Raw genomic sequence first — 17,039 nt, 5'->3', positions numbered from 1 at the left:
GCGCAGGCCACCTCACCGCGGTCCGCAGCGGCCAGGTCCCGCACAGCGCCGTCCGGCCGGCATGAAACGCTGCCTCCATGCTGGTCGCCCGTTCCGTCGCACTCTTCGCCGTTGCCGCGCTCTTCGAGATCGGTGGCGCCTGGCTCGTGTGGCAGGGCGTGCGCGAGCACCGCGGCTGGATCTGGATCGGCGCGGGTGTCATCGCGCTCGGCGCCTACGGTTTCGTGGCGACGCTCCAGCCGGACGGGGAGTTCGGCCGCATCCTCGCCGCGTACGGCGGGGTGTTCGTCGCCGGTTCGATCGCCTGGGGCATGGTCGCCGACGGCTACCGCCCCGACCGCTGGGACGTGATCGGCGCGCTGGTCTGCCTGGCCGGCATGGCGTTGATCATGTACGCACCCCGCAACCCCTGAATCCGCACTCCGGGCGACTGCCTATTCTTGGCCGTACCGATCAACTGTCCGAGGAGTTCGCCATGGCCGCCACCCCCATCGCCGTCATCACCGGCGCGAGCAGCGGCATCGGCGCCGCGACCGCCCGGCAGCTGGCCGCCGCCGGATACCGCGTCGTGCTCACCGCCCGCCGCAAGGACCGCATAGAGGCGCTCGCCGCCGAGCTGACCGAGGCGGGCCACCAGGCAACGGCCTACGCCCTGGACGTCACCGACCGCGCCGCCGTCGACGAGTTCGCCACGGCGTTCCGCTCCCTCGCCGTCCTCGTCAACAACGCGGGCGGTGCCCTCGGCGCCGACCCCGTCGCGACCGGCGACCCCGACGACTGGCGCCAGATGTACGAGACCAATGTCATCGGCACCCTGAACGTCACCCAGGCCCTGCTCCCCGCCCTCACCGCGAGCGGCGACGGCACGGTCGTGATCCTCTCCTCCACGGCCGCGCTCTCCTCGTACGAGGGCGGCGGCGGCTACGTCGCGGCCAAGCACGGCGAGCACGTCCTGGCCGAGACCCTTCGCCTGGAGATCGTCGGCACCCCGGTCCGCGTCATCGAGGTCGCGCCCGGCATGGTCAAGACCGAGGAGTTCGCCACCACCCGCTTCCGAGGCGACACGGAGAAGGCGGCCAAGGTCTACGCGGGCGTCGACGCCCCGCTCACCGCCGACGACGTGGCCGACACGATCACCTGGGCCATCACCCGACCGAGCCACGTCAACATCGACCTCCTGGTGGTACGCCCCCGCGCCCAGGCCTCCAACTCCAAGGTCCACCGCACACTCTGAGGCCGGCGAGCGGCAGCGGGCGGGTGCCGGGGCGAGCAGCACGCCCGGCACGACGGAGCCCCCGGACCGCCGCTGTGCGGCCCGGGGGCTCCGTCTGCGTTCGGGGATCCGGGCTCAGCCCTTCACGCACACGACCTGCTTCAGTTTCGCGACAACCTCGACGAGGTCGCGCTGCTGCTCGATGACCTGCTCGATCGGCTTGTACGCAGCCGGGATCTCGTCCACGACGCCGGAGTCCTTCCGGCACTCCACGCCCCGCGTCTGGTCCTCCAGGTCCTTCGTCGAGAAGCGGCGCTTCGCGGCGTTCCTGCTCATCCGCCGCCCGGCGCCGTGCGAGGCGGAGTTGAACGACTTCGCGTTCCCCAGCCCCTTCACGATGTACGAACCGGTGCCCATGGAACCCGGGATGATCCCGAAGTCACCGGAGCCGGCACGGATCGCGCCCTTCCGCGTGACCAGCAGGTCCATACCCTCGTACCGCTCCTCCGCCACATAGTTGTGGTGACAGGAAATGACCGGCTCGAAAGCGACCTTCGCCTTCTTGAATTCCTTCCGGACCACGTCCTGGAAGAGCCCCATCATGATCGCGCGGTTGAACTTCGCGTACTCCTGCGCCCAGAACAGGTCGTTGCGGTACGCCGCCATCTGCGGGGTGTCCGCGATGAAAACTGCCAGGTCACGGTCGATGATGCCCTGGTTGTGCGGAAGCTTCTGCGCCTGCCCGATGTGGAAGTCGGCGAGCTCCTTGCCGATGTTCCGCGATCCGGAGTGGAGCATCAGCCAAACCGATCCCTCTTCATCGAGGCAGAACTCGATGAAGTGGTTTCCGCTTCCGAGCGTTCCCATCTGCTTCGTGGCGCGCTCCTGCCGGAATTTGACCGCATCGGCGATCCCGTCGAACCGCGACCAGAAGTCGTCCCAGCCCGCCGTCGGGAATCCGTGCAGCCTTCCCGGGTCCACGATGCTGTCGTGCATTCCGCGGCCCACCGGGATCGCCTGCTCGATCTTCGACCGGAGCCGCGACAGGTCCCCCGGGAGGTCGTTGGCCGTGAGCGAGGTCTTCACCGCGGACATACCGCAGCCGATGTCCACACCCACCGCGGCCGGGCAGACCGCTCCGTGCATCGCGATCACCGAGCCGACGGTCGCGCCCTTGCCGAAGTGGACGTCCGGCATGACGGCCAGACCCTTGATCCACGGCAGCGTGGCCACGTTCCGCAGCTGCTGCATCGCGACGTCCTCGACCGAGGCCGGGTCGGCCCACATACGGATGGGAACCTTCGCACCCGGCACCTCTACATACGACATAACCCCTCAACTCCCCCGAAAAAGATTCAAAGCGCAAAACCGGTGCCGAGGTCGGCAAACAGGTCGGCCGACCGGCATTCACAGCGGCGCGTGCGATACACATTGTGTCCATCGGCCGCCATCGAGCGGCAACCTGTTTTCCGTACCGAAGGGAGCCTGGGACCGTGCGACACATGGCGTACGTACCCGGCGTCGCGCTTCTCGCAGCGCTCGTCGCCGGCTGCAGCGCCGGCTCCGGCGCCGACGACCCCGCCGCCGACAGCAAGCCCGGCAGCCCGACGGTCTCGGCCGCGCCCCCGGGCAAGTACCGGACGCTGCCCGAATCCTGCAGCGCGGTGCCGCGTTCCACCCTCAAGGACCTGCTGCCGGGCGCCGCCGAGCTGCCCGAGGAGCAGCAGGACAAGGTGTACGAGGGCACGGCCTCCGTCACCTTCGACACCGACCGCAAGGTCGGCTGCCGCTGGAAGTCGGACGCCCCGGACGCGTCCCGGAATCTGTCCATCGACTTCGAGCGCGTCGTGTCGTACGACCCCGCGGTGAGCGACGACAACCGGGCGCAGGACGTGTACAGCAAGAAGGAGAGCGCCGCCGGGCTGTCGGGCGGGCCGAGCAGTTCCGTGTCCGGGACGCCCACGGGGTCGCCCAGCGGGACGCCCTCCGGTTCCCCCGGCGGGTCGGCCTCCGGCACGCCTCCGACCCCGTCCGCCCCCTCCACCGGCTCCGACGAGGACCTGCGGCCACGTCTGCTCGACGGCCTCGGCGACGCCGCATTTCTGGACGATGCGCTCACCAGGGCAGGTTCCACCGCACAGCACCGCACCGTGAGCGTGGTATTCCGCACATCGAACGTCATAGTGACCATCGAGTACACCGAGCAGTCCGCCCTCGTCACCGAGGTTCCCGACAGCAAGGAACTGCAGGAGAAGGCCCAGGCCCTGGCCCGGAAGCTGGCCGAGACGCTCAGCGAGTAGCCAGGGTCCGGCGGCCCCGCCGGGGCCGTACCGTGCTTCCCCGGGACATGCGACCGAGGCGGCATCCGGCCGCCGTCCGTCGTACCGTGGCCCTTCGGTACGACGGCCGGCCAGGCCGACGTACCCGCCCGCCCGACCATCCGCACGACCGAGACCGCCGTGCCGTCCGAGTGAAGGAACCATGCACCGATCCGCCCCGCGACTGTCCCGCATACTCGTCTGCGCCGCTGTTCCGGTGATGCTCGTCGTCGCCGGCTGCTCGTCGGACTCCGACGACACGAAGGGCTCGGGCTCCTCCACCTCCCCGGGTGCGAAGAAGTCGCAGCCGAGCGTCGAGCCTGCGAAGTTCGCCGCGCTGCCCGACGCCTGCGCGTCGATCGGCAAGAAGACGATCGAGACCCTGGTTCCGAAGACGAAGAACAAGGGCGGCACGCCGGGACGGTCCAGCGACACCGCGACCCGCGGCAGCTGCTCCTGGAACGGCCTGGACGACAACGGCGTCAAGGGTTCGCAGTACCGCTGGCTCGACGTCGGCTTCACCCGCTTCGAGTCGGACGACGCCCTCGGCAGCGGTGCCAAGCGGGCGACGGACGACTACACGAAGCAGATCGCCAAGGCGCAGGCGACCGAGGGCGCCCAGAAGGTCGCGGCCGCGCCCGCCGCCGGCATCGGCGAGCAGGCGACCGCCGTCACCTATGACCTCACCAAGACGAGTGAGGACTTCAAGTACGCGACGATCGTGGCCCGTACGGGCAACGTCGTCGTCACCCTCACCTACAACGGTGCGGGCTACGCGGGCGCCAAGGCACCCTCCGCCGCCGACATCCTGAAGGACGCCCAGACGGCGGCCAAGGAAGCGGTCGCCGCGGTCTCCGCGGACAAGGGCGAGGCCGCCGCGACGGTGAAGCCCTCGGCCAAGCCGTCCGGCAAGACCTCCGCCAAGGCCTCGGCCAAGCCGTCCGCCAAGACCTCCGCCAAGTCCTCCCGGTAGGCCGACACCACCTCGTAACCCAAGCCCGGCAGGGACACGAACGCACCTGCCCAGAGGCGTCTTTGCCCAGCCCGGTCCTCCCCCGAGGACCGGGCTTCGCACCCTCCCCGCGCAACATCACTCGCACGCATGTGCCAGGCTGTGCCCGCGCCGGATGCCGAAGCAGGGCCGGTCCATCGAAGTCGGGAGGGGAACGCGGGTGGCCGCAATGCAGCTGACACGCACGCACCGCGTACTCATCGGGGTTGTCGTCGCCGGTGCTGTACTCATTGCCGCGATCGGGTTCGCAGGCTCCTACGCCGCGGTGCGCGAGCTCGCGGAGGAGAAGGGCTTCGGCCAGTTCTCGATCGTCTTCCCGATCGGCATCGACGCGGGCATCTGCGTCCTGCTGGCGCTGGACCTGCTGCTGACCTGGATGCGCATCCCGTTCCCGCTGCTGCGCCAGACCGCGTGGCTGCTGACGGCGGCGACCATCGCGTTCAACGGTGCCGCCGCGTGGCCCGACCCGCTGGGCACCGGGATGCACGCGGTGATCCCGATCCTGTTCGTCGTCTCCGTCGAGGCCGCCCGGCACGCCGTGGGCCGGATCGCGGACATCACGGCCGACAAGCACATGGAGGGCGTGCGCCTCACCCGCTGGCTGCTCTCCCCCATCCCCACGTTCAAGCTGTGGCGCCGGATGAAGCTGTGGGAGCTGCGCAGTTACGAGCAGGTCATCAAGCTCGAACAGGACCGGCTGATCTACCAGGCCCGCCTGCAGGCCCGGTTCGGCCGCAACTGGCGCCGCAAGGCGCCCATCGAGTCGATGATGCCGCTGCGTCTGGCGAAGTACGGTGTTCCGCTCGCGGAGACCGCTCCGGCCGGCCTCGCCGCCGCGGGCATCGAACCGGCCCTGCTGCCGCCGGCCCCGGCAGCCGTCGAGGCGGGGCAGCAGCCCCAGCTCGCCTACACCCCGCAGGGGCCGGAGCAGCAGCCCGCCGCGCCCCGGCAGCATCCGCAGCAGCACCAGGGGCAGGAGCAGCTTCAGGAGCAGCGGCCCGACGATCAGGGCGAATGGCCGGCGGAGGGCCCCGGCTCGCACGACAGCCCGTGGTTCGCGGCGCCGCAGGAGGCGTACGAGGGCGCGTACAACCCCACGTACGTGGAGGGCCTGGAGCCGTCCCCGGTCATGATTCCCTCGGGTCCCGGTGGCCGGACCCGCCCGCTGGGCAATGTGGGGACGATCGGCGCGTTCCCGCACCCCCGCAGCGCGGAACCGCAGCCCGGTGAGGAGCAGCCCGCCCCTCACCAGGAGCAGCAGGCGGCCCGCCCCGAGGCCCCGGTGGCCCGACGCGCGTCGCAGGAGTCCCTCGGCGACGCCCCGGAGGCGGACCCGGCCGAATGGGCCGAGGCCGAGATCGAGTTCAGCGAGATCGCGTACGACGTGTTCACCGCGTACACGCATCAGCACCAGGACTACCCGAGCGCCGAGGTGCTCGACATCCACCTCTCGGACGGCCACAACGTCCGTCATCCGCGCAGTGCGGCCCTGCTCCGCCGGCTGCTGCCCGGCTTCAAGCAGCGCTTCGACAACGAGATGGCCGCGGACCACATCGCCTGAGGGTCCCCGCGCAGCAGAGAACCGGGCGGGCCGTCCAGCGGCCCGCCCGGTTCTGTCGTATCCGCGGCTCTACGCGCCGAGCAGCGTGCGCACCCGGTCCGCCCCCACCGCGAGGAGCAGCGTGGGCAGTCGCGGGCCGGTGTCCCGGCTGACCAGCAGCCGGTACAGGAGCGCGAAGAAGGACCGCTGGGCCACCTTCAGTTCGGGCGTCGGCTTGGCGTCGGGCTCCAGGCCCTCGAGGACCTTCGGCACGCCGTAGACGAGCGTGGTCAGCCCGTCGAGCGACCAGTGCGAGTCGAGTCCTTCCCGCAGCAGCCGCAGGGACTCGCGCGCCTTCTCGTCGAGGGAGCCGAGCAGTTCCTTGTCCGGCTCGTCGCGGACGATGGTGCGGGCTTCGGCCGGGACCTGGCTGGTGATCCAGTTCTCGGCGCGGTCGAGCCGGGGCCGTGCCTCGTCGAGCGAGGTGAGCGGGTTCTCCGGGTCGAGCTCGCTGAGGATGCGGAGCGTCTGGTCCTCGGCGCCCGCGGTGATGTCGGCGACCGATGCGAGCGTGCGGTACGGCAGGGGGCGCGGGGTGCTGGGGAGCGCCCCGGCGGCCGTGCCGACGGCCCGTGCGTGCGCGGCGGCGTCGGCGGGCAGCACCGAGCCTTCGGCGACCTTGCGCGCCAGCGAGTCCCACTCGTCGTAGAGCCGCTGGATCTCCTGGTCGAAGGCGATCTTGAAGGACTGGTTGGGCCTGCGGCGGGCGTACAGCCAGCGCAGGAGCGGTGCCTCCATGATCTTCAGCGCGTCGGCCGGGGTCGGCACGCCGCCCTTGCTGGAGGACATTTTCGCCATGCCGGAGATGCCCACGAACGCGTACATCGGGCCGATCGGCTGGACGCCGTCGAAGACCTCGCGCACGATCTGACCGCCGACGACGAACGAGGAGCCGGGCGAGGAGTGGTCCACGCCGCTGGGCTCGAAGATCACGCCCTCGTAGGCCCAGCGCATCGGCCAGTCGACCTTCCAGACCAGCTTGCCGCGGTTGAACTCGTTCAGCCGGACCGTTTCGGCGAAGCCGCAGGCCGAGCAAGTGTAGTTCAGCTCGGTCGAGTCGTCGTCGTAGGAGGTGACGACGGTGAGGTCCTTCTCGCAGTTGCCGCAGTAGGGCTTGTACGGGAAGTAGCCGGCGGTGTTGCCGCTGCCGTCGTCCTCGTCCGCCGCGCCGGAACCCTCGGCGGCCTCCAGTTCGGCCTCGTCGACCTTCTTCTGCTGCGGCTTCTTGCCGCCCGCCGCGCCGTCCTTCTTCGTCCGGTAGCGGTCCAGGACGGCGTCGATGTCGGCGCGGTGCCTCATGGCGTGCAGGATCTGCTCGCGGTACGTGCCGGCCTGGTACTGCTCCGTCTGGCTGATGCCGTCGTACTCGACGCCCAGCTCGTCCAGCGCCTGGGTCATGGCGGCCTTGAAGTGCTCGGCCCAGTTCGGGTACGCGGAGCCGGCGGGGGCGGGCACCGAGGTCAGCGGCTTGCCGATGTGCTCGGCCCAGGAGGCGTCGACGCCCGCGACCCCGTTCGGGACCTTGCGGTACCGGTCGTAGTCGTCCCAGGAGATCAGGTGCCGCACGGTGTGGCCGCGGCGGCGGATCTCGTCGGCGACGAGGTGCGGGGTCATGACCTCGCGGAGGTTGCCCAGGTGGATCGGGCCGGACGGGGAGAGGCCGGACGCGACGACGACCGGTTTGCCAGGCGCACGTCGCTCCGATTCGGCGATGACATCGTCCGCGAAGCGGGAGACCCAGTCGGTCTCGGTGCTGCTCTGACTCTGAGCCACGGTCGGCACGTCCTTCTCTCGTGTAGGACTCATAGGGGCAGCGCCCATTCTCCCAGGTACCGCCCACAGCGCGAAAACGGCTTTACGCCCCGTGGGATACTTGGGTGATCTCTTGTCCTCTACGGAAACGGCAGCCGGCTCATGGCTTCGGTCACTTCCCTCGCTTCCACGCTCCAGCAGCAGCTGGCGGACGCCCTGACGGCAGCTCTGCCGGAGGCCGGCACCGCGGACCCGCTGCTGCGCCGAAGCGACCGGGCCGATTTCCAGGCCAACGGGATCCTCGCGCTCGCCAAGAAGCTCAAGGGCAACCCGCGCGAACTGGCGGCCAAGGTCACTGCCGCCCTGCCGACGGGTGACCTGATCAAGGACATCGAGGTCTCCGGCCCCGGCTTCCTGAACATCACGCTCACCGACGGGGCGATCACCAGGACGCTCGCCGCGCGTGCCGCGGACGCCGACCGGCTCGGCGTCCCGGTGAACGCGGACGCGGGCACCACGGTCATCGACTACGCCCAGCCGAACGTGGCCAAGGAGATGCACGTCGGCCATCTGCGGTCGGCGGTCATCGGTGACGCGATGGTGCAGATCCTGGAGTTCACCGGCGAGAACGTGGTCCGGCGCCACCACATCGGCGACTGGGGCACGCAGTTCGGGATGCTCATCCAGTACCTGATCGAGCACCCGGGCGCGCTGGGCCACAAGGAGGGCGAGGCGGCGGACGGCGAGGCCGCGATGTCGTCCCTGAACCGTGTCTACAAGGCGTCGCGGGTCCTCTTCGACTCCGACGAGGAGTTCAAGGCGCGTTCCCGTGACCGGGTGGTGGCCCTTCAGGCCGGCGACCCGGAGACGCTGGCGCTCTGGCAGGGCTTCGTCGACGAGTCGAAGATCTACTTCTACTCGGTCTTCAACAAGCTCGACATGGAGGTCCGCGACCCCGACATCGTCGGCGAGTCCGGTTACAACGACATGCTCGAGGAGACCTGCCGGATCCTGGAGGAGACGGGTGTCGCCGTCCGCTCCGAGGGTGCGCTGTGTGTGTTCTTCGACGATGTGAAGGGCCCGGACGGCAACCCCGTCCCGCTGATCGTCAAGAAGACGAACGGCGGCTACGGCTATGCGGCGACCGACCTCTCCGCGATCCGCGACCGGGTGCAGAACCTCAAGGCGGACACCCTGGTCTACGTGGTGGACGCCCGCCAGTCCCTGCACTTCAAGATGGTCTTCGAGACGGCCCGCCGGGCGGGCTGGCTGAACGAGGACGTCCATGCGCACCAGCTGGCGTTCGGCACGGTCCTGGGCAAGGACGGCAAGCCGTTCAAGACCCGTGAGGGCACGACGGTGCGGCTGGAGGACCTGCTGGACGAGGCCGTCGAGCGGGCCACCGCCGTGGTGCGCGAGAAGGCCGAGAAGGTGGGCCTGTCCGAGGACGAGATCGTCGAGAACGGCCGGTACGTCGGAGTCGGCGCCGTAAAGTACGCCGACCTGTCGACGTCGGCGGTGCGGGACTACAAGTTCGACCTGGACCAGATGGTGTCGCTGAACGGCGACACGTCGGTGTACCTCCAGTACGCGTACGCCCGGATCCGCTCGATCCTGCGCAAGGCGGGGGACGCGAAGCCCGTCGCGCACCCGGAGCTGGAACTGGCTCCGGCCGAGCGGGCGCTGGGTCTGCACCTGGACCAGTTCGGCGAGGTCCTGGCCGAGGTGGCATCGGGGTGCGAGCCGCACAAGCTGGCCGCGTACCTGTACCAGCTCGCCTCGCACCTCACCACGTTCTACGACCAGTGCCAGGTGCTGAGCGACGAGAACCCGGCGGAGGTCGTCGAGAACCGGCTGTTCCTCGTCGAGCTGACGGCCCGCACGCTGCACCAGGGCATGCGGCTGCTCGGCATCCGGACGCCCGAGCGCCTCTGACCGTACGACTGCCGGGGCTGCCCGGGGCTCGCGCCCCGGGCAGCCCCCTGTCATGTCCCGGCAGCTCCCTCTCGCGAAGGCGCCCCTGGGCGCGCTACGGGGGCACGGTGCCCGCTCTCCGGTATGCGTGGCCGACAACCGTTCGCCCGGCGCGTGACCTGCACCACATTCGACTCGAACCCGCTCTTCCCCCGGCATTGCGTGGTTGATTCGCAACAGCCGTGACGGGCGGAATTGAGTACGGGGGAAAACATGAACAGGGCTCACATTAGAACGGCCGCCGAGCCGTCCGAAATAGTGTTACCGACGGACGCACCCCGGATTCGGCGCGGGGGCCCGCAACACCCCCGGACGGGAACACGGGGAAGCCACGGCACTGCCATGCCTGAGTCATTTGCCGCCATCCGCGCGCCATACGCCGCGAATCCACTTGCCGGAAACCCGCTCGGCCTTTAACGGCGCACTTGGCCGAGCATCATGGCATTCCTGGCCGAAGAGTTGATACTTACTGCGGAGTAGGCCAACCGTACTGGGCGGTAGATCGCAGGGTCGCCGTATCGTGGGATCACAGGACCAACTCAGGAAATGCAGCAGAACACGGTGTGACAGCACCCGTATTCCAGTCCGTAGCGCCGATCCGGGCGAGACTCCCGGGATCACGCACCCGGCGGGACACGGGCGCGGGGGCAGTGAGCGGCAGGCCGGGCGGCCCTGCCGGGCGACAGGATCAATTGCTTCCACCGTTCGGGAGGCAAGGGGGATACGTGGAGAAGCGGCTGACCTTCAAGGTGTTAGGGCCCCTGGAAGTGACCTCCGGGGCCGCACAGGTGCCGGTGGGAGGGCCACGGCACCGGACCATTCTTGTCGTGCTGCTGCTCAGCCCGGGCAGGATCGTGCCGGTCGACACCCTGATCGAGGCCGTGTGGGGCAACCACCCGCCGGCCACAGCCCGTACCCAGGTGTCCATCTGTATCGCCGCGCTGCGCAAGACGTTCAAGGCCGCCGGTTTCCCCGGCGAGGTCATCGTCACCGCCCATCCCGGCTATCTCCTCCAGGTCGGCATGCACCAGCTCGACTCGGAGGAGTTCTCCGCACTGGTCTCGGCGGCCGAACTGGCCGTCAGGAACAACAGGCCCGCCGAGGCCGCCCGTTGCTATGCGGACGCCCTGAAACTGTGGCGCGGCCGGCCGCTGGCGGGTGTGACGGGACGGCTGGTGGAGGACGAGGCCCAGCGGCTCGAGGAACTGCGGCTCGACACCTACGAGAACGCCACGGCCGTGCACCTGCAGCTCGGCGACCACCAGAAGATCCTTCCCGATCTGGCGGCGATGGTCCGCGAGCATCCGCTGCGCGAGAGAGCCCGGCATCAGCTGATCACCGCCCAGTACCACTCGGGCCGGCGGGCCGAGGCCCTGGAGACCTTCCGGGACGGGCGCCGCTGGCTCATCGACGAACTCGGCCTGGAACCGGGCCCCGCCCTGTCCGAGCTGCACAACGCGATCCTGCAGGACGAACCCTCGCTGACCGCGCGCGGCCCCGAGGGCACGGGCGGCGAACCGCTCCTGCTGTCGAAGCCCGTCGGCGACCCGTTGGAGCTGCCTCCCGACGTATCGGGGCTGGCCGGCCGCAAGGAGGAGCTGGCCCAGCTCGACGAACTGCTCGAACTCGGCGCGGTGGCGCACGGCCCGGCCACGGGACTGATCACCGGGGTCGGCGGGGTCGGCAAGACGTGCCTCGCCGTCCGCTGGGCGCACAGCGTCTCCGACCACTTCCCCGACGGCCAGCTCTTCGCCGACCTCCGCGGCTACGACGAGCACCTGGAGCCCACCCCGGCGGGTGAGATCCTCGGCCGCTTCCTGCGTTCGCTCTCGGTGCCCATAGGCCAGATCCCGGCCGAGCCCGAGGAGCGCGCCGCCCTCTACCGCAGCCTGCTCGCCGACCGCCGGGTCCTGGTGGTGCTCGACAACGTGCGGACCTACGCCCAGGTGCGTCCGCTGCTGCCGAGCAGCGGAGGCTGCTGCGTCCTGGTCACCAGCCGGGAGCAGCTGTCCGAAATGGTCGCCTGGCCGCCGCAGGCCTGGGTGCGGCTCGGCCGGCTGTCACCGTACGAGGCGGTCGAGCTCCTCGGGAAGATCGTCGGCGAGGAGCGCATCGCCGCCGATCCGCCGTCCGCCGCCCGGCTCGTGGAGCTGTGCGACCTGTTGCCGCTCGCCCTGCGGATCGCCGGGGCGCGGCTCGCCTCCAAGCCGCACTGGACGGTGTCGCGCCTGGTGCGCCGGCTGAGCGACGAGCGGCTGCGGCTGGACGAGCTCAGCTCGGGGGAGTCGCAGGTACGCGCCAGTTTCACCCTGACGTACCGCGGTCTCTCCGCGCCGACGGCGCTGCTGTACCGGAGCCTGGGGCTTCTCGATGTGCCGGACTTCGGCGCCTGGGTCGCTGCGGCGCTCCTGGACACGGACCTGATGACCGGGGAGCAGCTCATCGAGCAGCTGGTCGACGCCCAGTTCCTGGACGTGGTCGGCCTGGACGCGACCGGGCATCCCCGCTACCGGTTCCAGAACCTGCTGCGGCTGTTCGCCCGTGAACGCGCCGAGGCGGAGGAGACCCCCGAGGAGCGTCAGGCCGCACGGCAACGCGCCTTCCGGGCCTATCTCTCGCTCGCCGAACAGGCCCACCGGCGTGCCTACGGGGGCGACTTCAGCATCATCCACAGTTCGGTGCCCCGCCATCCGCTGCCCGACGAGCTCGGTGCCGGGCTGCTCACCGCACCGCTCGACTGGCTGGAGACCGAGCGGCTCTCCCTGGTCGCGGTGGTCGACCAGGCCGCCGCCCTCGGTATGGACGAGCTCGCCTGGGATCTCACGATGTCCATCGTGGTGCTCTTCGAGACGCGCAACTACCTCGACAACTGGCGCGAGTGCAGCGAGCGGGCGCTCGCCGCGACGCGGGCGGCCGGCAACGCCCGTGGCCAGGCCGCCATGCTGCACAACCTCGGCGCCCTGGAGATGCGGCAGCGCAACTTCGGTGAGGCGTACACGTCGTTCACCGAGGCTCTCGCGCTCCACGACCGGGCGGGCGAGGAGCACGGCCACGCCCTCGTCCTGCGCAACATGGCCATGATCGACGAGATGCGGGGGGATCTGGAGACCGCCATGGACCGCAGTGCGCAGGCCCTGGCGACGTTCCGGGCGGTCGGCGACCTCTCCTCGGAGGCCCATGTGCTGAACAACATGGCGCAGATCGAGCTGGACCGTGGCCGTACGGATTCTGCGCAGCAGCTGAGCCTCGAGTCCCTGCGGGTCTCCACGGCGATCGGTGAGGGAGGGGCCCGCAGTCTGGCGCTCGGAACCCACCGGCTGGCCCGGGTGTACCTCGCGCAGAACGAGTACGGCCTGGCCGAGGAAGCGTTCCTGCGGATGATCCGGATCGTACGGGCCAAGGCCGACATGTTCGGTCTGGCCCATGGGCTCCTCGGGCTGGGCGAGGCCCGGCTGGGGGCGCGGAGCTGGGCGCAGGCCAGGGGAACCCTGCTGCATGCCCTGGAAATCGTCGGACTGGTCGACAGCGCCCTGGTTGAGGGGAAAATCAAACTGGCCCTCGGTGAGGCGTGCTGGAAATGCGGTGAGCACTCCGCTGCCCGGCAGTATTTCGCCGACGCCCGGGACGACTTCACCCGGATCGGTGTCGGGACGTGGGTGGAGCGGGCGCAACTGGCACTTGCCGGAACGCTTCCCCAGGAGGAGACGCCGGAAATCCCCTGACGGTTCCTCAATCCGCCACTTCATCGACCACTCGACCCCACCGCTCAAATCCGGCCGCCGGAATCCCGGAATCCCTTTCCCGCGATATCTGGTGTCCGGAAAACCGAAAGCGGAGCGATAATGAGCCGAAACCCTTGTGGCATACCGTTCATCGCATAGCAGGTTGACGACATGGGGGAAGAATGCAGAACGTCCGTAACACCATCGCCACCGTCGCGGTCACCACTGTTCTCGTGGGACTGTGCGCATTCGTGGGCGCCGGATCCGCGGCGGCCGCGCCGTCCGCCGGCAACGGGCTTGCCGTGTCGGCCGCCGGTGTCCCGGCCCAGGCTGCCGACGGCACGAATGACGAGAGCTGGCACTGAGCATCCGGGGCCGGAGCGGTACGCCCGGCCCGCGCAGGTGAACAGCGGGCGCCGGAGGACCGGCGCCCGCTCCGTGTGTCCGCTCCCGCAGACCACTCCCGCCGCCCTCCCCGCGCCCGCTTCCGGCGGCCGGGGCGGGGTCGTCCGGGCGGCGAAAAATATATCCGCGATATACGGGGACGGTACGGTCCGCGCCACGCAGTCAGCAGTCGAAATGACAGAGAGTGCCCATGGCGCCCCCTTACAACATGTTCGAGAACAGCGGCGGCCGCGGGGCTGAGGACAGCTCCGCGGCCGTGTTCCGCGCGCTCCGCGCCGGTGGTGACACGCATGTCTGGTGGTGGCGCCAGCCGTTGCGCACCGACCCCGCCGATCTCGCTCTGCTCAACACCGAGGAGTTCCGGCAGGCCCTGTGCCTCCACTCGGAGCGCGATGCCGCGGCGTACGTCCACACGAGGGCGACGGCCCGCAGGGCGATCGGGGAGCTCCTCGACGTCGCACCCGAGGACGTCGACATCGAGAAGCCGCTGTGTCCCGTCTGCGGGGACCCCGGGCACGGGCCCACGCGCCTGAGCCGCCCCGACGTGCCCCTGGCCATCAGCCTGGCCCGTACCGGCGGTCACACCGTTCTCGCGGTGGGGACCGGGGCAACGATCGGCGTGGCCGCGGAGCGCCTGCGGCCCGTGCGCCAGGACGTGCTGGCCGAGTCGTGGCTCACCGCGGACGAGGCGCTCCATCTGCTGGAGCTCCCGCGAGGTGCTGCCCGCGATGAGGTCTTCTACCGATGTTGGGCCCGGAAGGAGGCCGTCCTCAGAGCGCTGGGGCACGTACCGGACGGCGTCCGGCCGGACCAGATCGAGTCCTACCCGGCCACGACGGACACCGTGTTGATGCACTGTCCCGGCACCCCCGGCACCCCCGGCACCCCCGGCGAACCGCACCCCGACGGTCGGACCGCCTGGGTCGTACGGGATCTCGCGCTCTCCGGACGCGCGGCAGCGGCCGTCGCCCAGCCTGCCGGGACCGAGCCGGCCTGCGGCCCGGTACGGACGCACCTGCCCGGAGGCACGGCGCGCCCGTTTCCCGGCGCGCCGTGACACCGCACGTGCCGTGACACCGCACGCTCAGCGGGCGGCGGTGGCTTCGGGCTGTCCCCGGTGCGCCGTCTCCTTCAGCAACCCGGCGAGGAGCAGCACCAGTTCGTGGAAGCGGTAGAGCGGCCGGCCCTGGCGGTCGACGCCGCAGATGTCGAGCAGCGCCCCGTCCACCAGCTGTTCCAGGCGCTGCTCCGCGGCTGACTCCCGGGTCCCCAGATGCGCGGCCGCCCGCTGTGCGGGGAACGACCCCACTCCGATGTCCGCCAGCTGGATCAGCGTGGTCCGTGCCTGGTCCGATCCGGGCAGCTGCCGCAGCGCCGGCATCAGCGCGCCGACCACGTCGATCCCGCCGAAGGACAGCTCCCGGAGCCGGGTCTCCGGATCCGCCAGCCGGTCGGCGAGCCGTGCGACGGGCCAGTAGGGGCGTGCCGCGAGCCTGCTGCCGGTGATGCGCAGCGCGAGCGGCAGCCCCGCACAGTAGGCGAGCACATCGTCCGTGGCGTCGGGTTCGGCCAGCAGCCGTGCGCGACCCGCGGACGCGGCCAGCAGATCGAAGGCGGCGCCGTCGCCGAACGGGGCGAGCGCGGTCGTTCGCGCGCCGGTCACCTGGGTGAGCCGGGCGCGGCTCGTGATCAGGACGACGGCGTCCGGCGACCCGGACAGCAGAGGGTCGAGCCCGCGGCTGTCGACCGCACCGTCGAGGACCACCAGGAGCCGTCTGCCCGCCGTGCGCGCCCGGTAGAGGCGCACCAGCTCGTCCAGTTCGAGGCGCCCGTCCGCACCGCTGCCCGTGCCGCCTCTGCCGACATGTTCGCCCAGCCCCCGCAGGAGCGTCGTGAGGACCTCGGCGGGAGGTCTCGCCCGGCCGTCGGGCTGGGCGAGCTCGGCGAAGAGGAAGCCGCCGGGATAGTGCGCGGCGCTCGTGTGGGCGGCGTGCAGGGCCAGCGCGGTCTTGCCCACGCCCGCCATGCCGGTGACGAGCAGGTGGCGCGGTCCCCGCCCGGCCGCGGAGTCCGCCAGCTGGGTGCGCAGGGCGGCGAGTTCGGCCTGGCGCCCGATGAACTCCTCGGTGTCCGGCGGCAGCATCGCCGGGGCGTCGTCGTCCTCGTAGCCGGAGTGGTCGGGCTGCTGGATCCTGCTCCCGGGCCCGGGTCCGCGGTTGCCGGCGAGCACGGCCTCGTACGTCGATCCGAGGGCCTCGCCGGGGTCGATGCCCAGCTGGTCGGCGAGCAGGCTGCGGCCCTCGTAGTAGCTCTGCAGCGCGTCGCTCTGGCGCCCGCCCCGGTAGTACGCCGTCATCAGCTGCGCACGGAGCTTCTCCCGGAGGGGGAACTGCGCGACGAGCCCGGTGAGTTCGGCGGTCAGCTGCTCGTGCCTGCCGAGCGCGAGATCTGCCTCGATCCGGCTTTCGAGCGCGTGCATCCGCGCCTCCTCGAGCTGGGGAAGCTCGGCGTCCGCGAGGTGTTCGGTGACGTTGGAGAGCGCGCTTCCCCGCCAGTGACCCAGCGCCTCCGTGAGCAGCGCCCCGGCCTCGCCGAACCGCTTGCGGCGCAGCGCGGCACGCCCCAGCTTCTCCAGCCGCTCGAACTCCAGGAGGTCGACCCTGCAGTCCGGCGCCGCGAGCAGGTAGCCGGGCTGGCGGCGCTCGATCCTGACCTCGTCGCCGAGGAGTTTGCGCAGCCTGGACATGTACGTATAGATCTGTGCGCCGGACGTCGCCGGCGGCTCCCATCCCCACAGGAGCGTATTGAGTCGGGTGTCGGACACCACGCGGCCTCTGGCGAGCAGCAGAGTCGCGAGCACCGTGTGCACCTTGGAACCGGACAGCGCAACGCGTGTGCCGTCCTTGTGAGCTTCAACCGGGCCGAGGACTCGGAAGTCCATTCGGCACCCCCCGTCTGGCTAATACGAACGTGTGCTCGCTGCAGAAGCTATGCGGGGGCTTTATTCGCGGGTTATTCGTTCGGTAACGCCGTGGCCTTGGCC

Annotated in this window: 12 protein-coding genes; 9 read left to right on the top strand and 3 right to left on the bottom strand. The window is 70.4% G+C overall.

Annotated features, from left to right (window positions below; translation table 11 throughout):
- Nucleotides 1–77: 77 nt before the first annotated feature.
- Nucleotides 78–413 (top strand): YnfA family protein, encoded by a 336-nt coding sequence (locus ACFQ6X_RS26015; RefSeq protein ID WP_383184806.1) that lies wholly within the window; start codon nucleotides 78–80, stop codon nucleotides 411–413.
- A gap of 62 nt (nucleotides 414–475) precedes the next feature.
- A complete protein-coding gene (locus ACFQ6X_RS26010) occupies nucleotides 476–1,234 on the top strand; it encodes an SDR family NAD(P)-dependent oxidoreductase (RefSeq protein ID WP_383184805.1) in 759 nt (252 codons plus the stop codon).
- Nucleotides 1,235–1,348: 114 nt separating this feature from the next.
- Here ACFQ6X_RS26010 and ACFQ6X_RS26005 read toward each other — a convergent pair whose 3' ends face one another.
- Nucleotides 1,349–2,542, bottom strand: coding sequence for an RtcB family protein (locus ACFQ6X_RS26005; RefSeq protein ID WP_383184803.1), 1,194 nt, complete (start codon nucleotides 2,540–2,542; stop codon nucleotides 1,349–1,351).
- 173 nt (nucleotides 2,543–2,715) lie between these two features.
- Here ACFQ6X_RS26005 and ACFQ6X_RS26000 point away from each other — a divergent pair, with 173 nt between their 5' ends.
- The 3 genes from ACFQ6X_RS26000 to ACFQ6X_RS25990 all read left to right on the top strand — a co-directional run bounded on the left by ACFQ6X_RS26000 (nucleotide 2,716) and on the right by ACFQ6X_RS25990 (nucleotide 6,104).
- The gene (locus tag ACFQ6X_RS26000; RefSeq protein WP_383184802.1) at nucleotides 2,716–3,513 is read left to right on the top strand and encodes a DUF3558 domain-containing protein; all 798 of its coding nucleotides are present in this window, start codon (nucleotides 2,716–2,718) and stop codon (nucleotides 3,511–3,513) included.
- Between the two features lie 181 nt (nucleotides 3,514–3,694).
- The gene (locus ACFQ6X_RS25995) at nucleotides 3,695–4,504 is read left to right on the top strand and encodes a DUF3558 domain-containing protein (RefSeq protein WP_383184800.1); all 810 of its coding nucleotides are present in this window, start codon (nucleotides 3,695–3,697) and stop codon (nucleotides 4,502–4,504) included.
- A 199-nt stretch (nucleotides 4,505–4,703) separates the two neighbouring features.
- Nucleotides 4,704–6,104: a DUF2637 domain-containing protein gene (locus ACFQ6X_RS25990; protein WP_383184799.1), complete on the top strand. Its 1,401-nt coding sequence runs from the start codon at nucleotides 4,704–4,706 to the stop codon at nucleotides 6,102–6,104.
- Between the two features lie 69 nt (nucleotides 6,105–6,173).
- Here ACFQ6X_RS25990 and lysS read toward each other — a convergent pair whose 3' ends face one another.
- Nucleotides 6,174–7,925, bottom strand: a complete 1,752-nt coding sequence (lysS, locus tag ACFQ6X_RS25985) for a lysine--tRNA ligase (protein ID WP_383184873.1) — start codon at nucleotides 7,923–7,925, stop codon at nucleotides 6,174–6,176.
- A gap of 132 nt (nucleotides 7,926–8,057) precedes the next feature.
- On the opposite strand from lysS, the gene argS reads away from it, so the two are divergent.
- The 4 genes from argS to ACFQ6X_RS25965 all read left to right on the top strand — a co-directional run bounded on the left by argS (nucleotide 8,058) and on the right by ACFQ6X_RS25965 (nucleotide 15,053).
- Nucleotides 8,058–9,830: an arginine--tRNA ligase gene (gene argS / locus ACFQ6X_RS25980; protein WP_383184798.1), complete on the top strand. Its 1,773-nt coding sequence runs from the start codon at nucleotides 8,058–8,060 to the stop codon at nucleotides 9,828–9,830.
- Between the two features lie 764 nt (nucleotides 9,831–10,594).
- Nucleotides 10,595–13,591, top strand: a complete 2,997-nt coding sequence (locus tag ACFQ6X_RS25975) for a BTAD domain-containing putative transcriptional regulator (protein WP_383184797.1) — start codon at nucleotides 10,595–10,597, stop codon at nucleotides 13,589–13,591.
- 182 nt (nucleotides 13,592–13,773) lie between these two features.
- Nucleotides 13,774–13,956, top strand: coding sequence for a hypothetical protein (locus ACFQ6X_RS25970; protein ID WP_383184795.1), 183 nt, complete (start codon nucleotides 13,774–13,776; stop codon nucleotides 13,954–13,956).
- 230 nt (nucleotides 13,957–14,186) lie between these two features.
- Nucleotides 14,187–15,053, top strand: a complete 867-nt coding sequence (locus ACFQ6X_RS25965; RefSeq protein ID WP_383184793.1) for a 4'-phosphopantetheinyl transferase family protein — start codon at nucleotides 14,187–14,189, stop codon at nucleotides 15,051–15,053.
- Between the two features lie 27 nt (nucleotides 15,054–15,080).
- Here ACFQ6X_RS25965 and ACFQ6X_RS25960 read toward each other — a convergent pair whose 3' ends face one another.
- Complete coding sequence (locus ACFQ6X_RS25960; protein WP_383184792.1) at nucleotides 15,081–16,937, bottom strand: BTAD domain-containing putative transcriptional regulator; 1,857 nt, start codon at nucleotides 16,935–16,937, stop codon at nucleotides 15,081–15,083.
- Between the last annotated feature and the right edge of the window lie 102 nt (nucleotides 16,938–17,039).

The organism is Streptomyces sp. NPDC056452, from assembly GCF_042796085.1.
Taxonomy (GTDB): Bacteria; Actinomycetota; Actinomycetes; order Streptomycetales; family Streptomycetaceae; genus Streptomyces.
The sequence above is the reverse complement of the archived record's forward strand: the minus strand, read 5'-3'. Positions and strand labels throughout refer to the sequence as shown.

Coding starts and splice junctions, on each gene's coding strand:
- ACFQ6X_RS26010 (WP_383184805.1), top strand. CDS start 476: ATGGCCGCCACCCCCATCGCCGTCATCACCGGCGCGAGCAGCGGCATC.
- ACFQ6X_RS25960 (WP_383184792.1), bottom strand. CDS start 16,937: ATGGACTTCCGAGTCCTCGGCCCGGTTGAAGCTCACAAGGACGGCACA.
- ACFQ6X_RS25995 (WP_383184800.1), top strand. CDS start 3,695: ATGCACCGATCCGCCCCGCGACTGTCCCGCATACTCGTCTGCGCCGCT.
- ACFQ6X_RS26005 (WP_383184803.1), bottom strand. CDS start 2,542: ATGTCGTATGTAGAGGTGCCGGGTGCGAAGGTTCCCATCCGTATGTGG.
- ACFQ6X_RS26015 (WP_383184806.1), top strand. CDS start 78: ATGCTGGTCGCCCGTTCCGTCGCACTCTTCGCCGTTGCCGCGCTCTTC.
- ACFQ6X_RS25965 (WP_383184793.1), top strand. CDS start 14,187: ATGGCGCCCCCTTACAACATGTTCGAGAACAGCGGCGGCCGCGGGGCT.
- ACFQ6X_RS26000 (WP_383184802.1), top strand. CDS start 2,716: ATGGCGTACGTACCCGGCGTCGCGCTTCTCGCAGCGCTCGTCGCCGGC.
- ACFQ6X_RS25970 (WP_383184795.1), top strand. CDS start 13,774: ATGCAGAACGTCCGTAACACCATCGCCACCGTCGCGGTCACCACTGTT.
- argS (WP_383184798.1), top strand. CDS start 8,058: ATGGCTTCGGTCACTTCCCTCGCTTCCACGCTCCAGCAGCAGCTGGCG.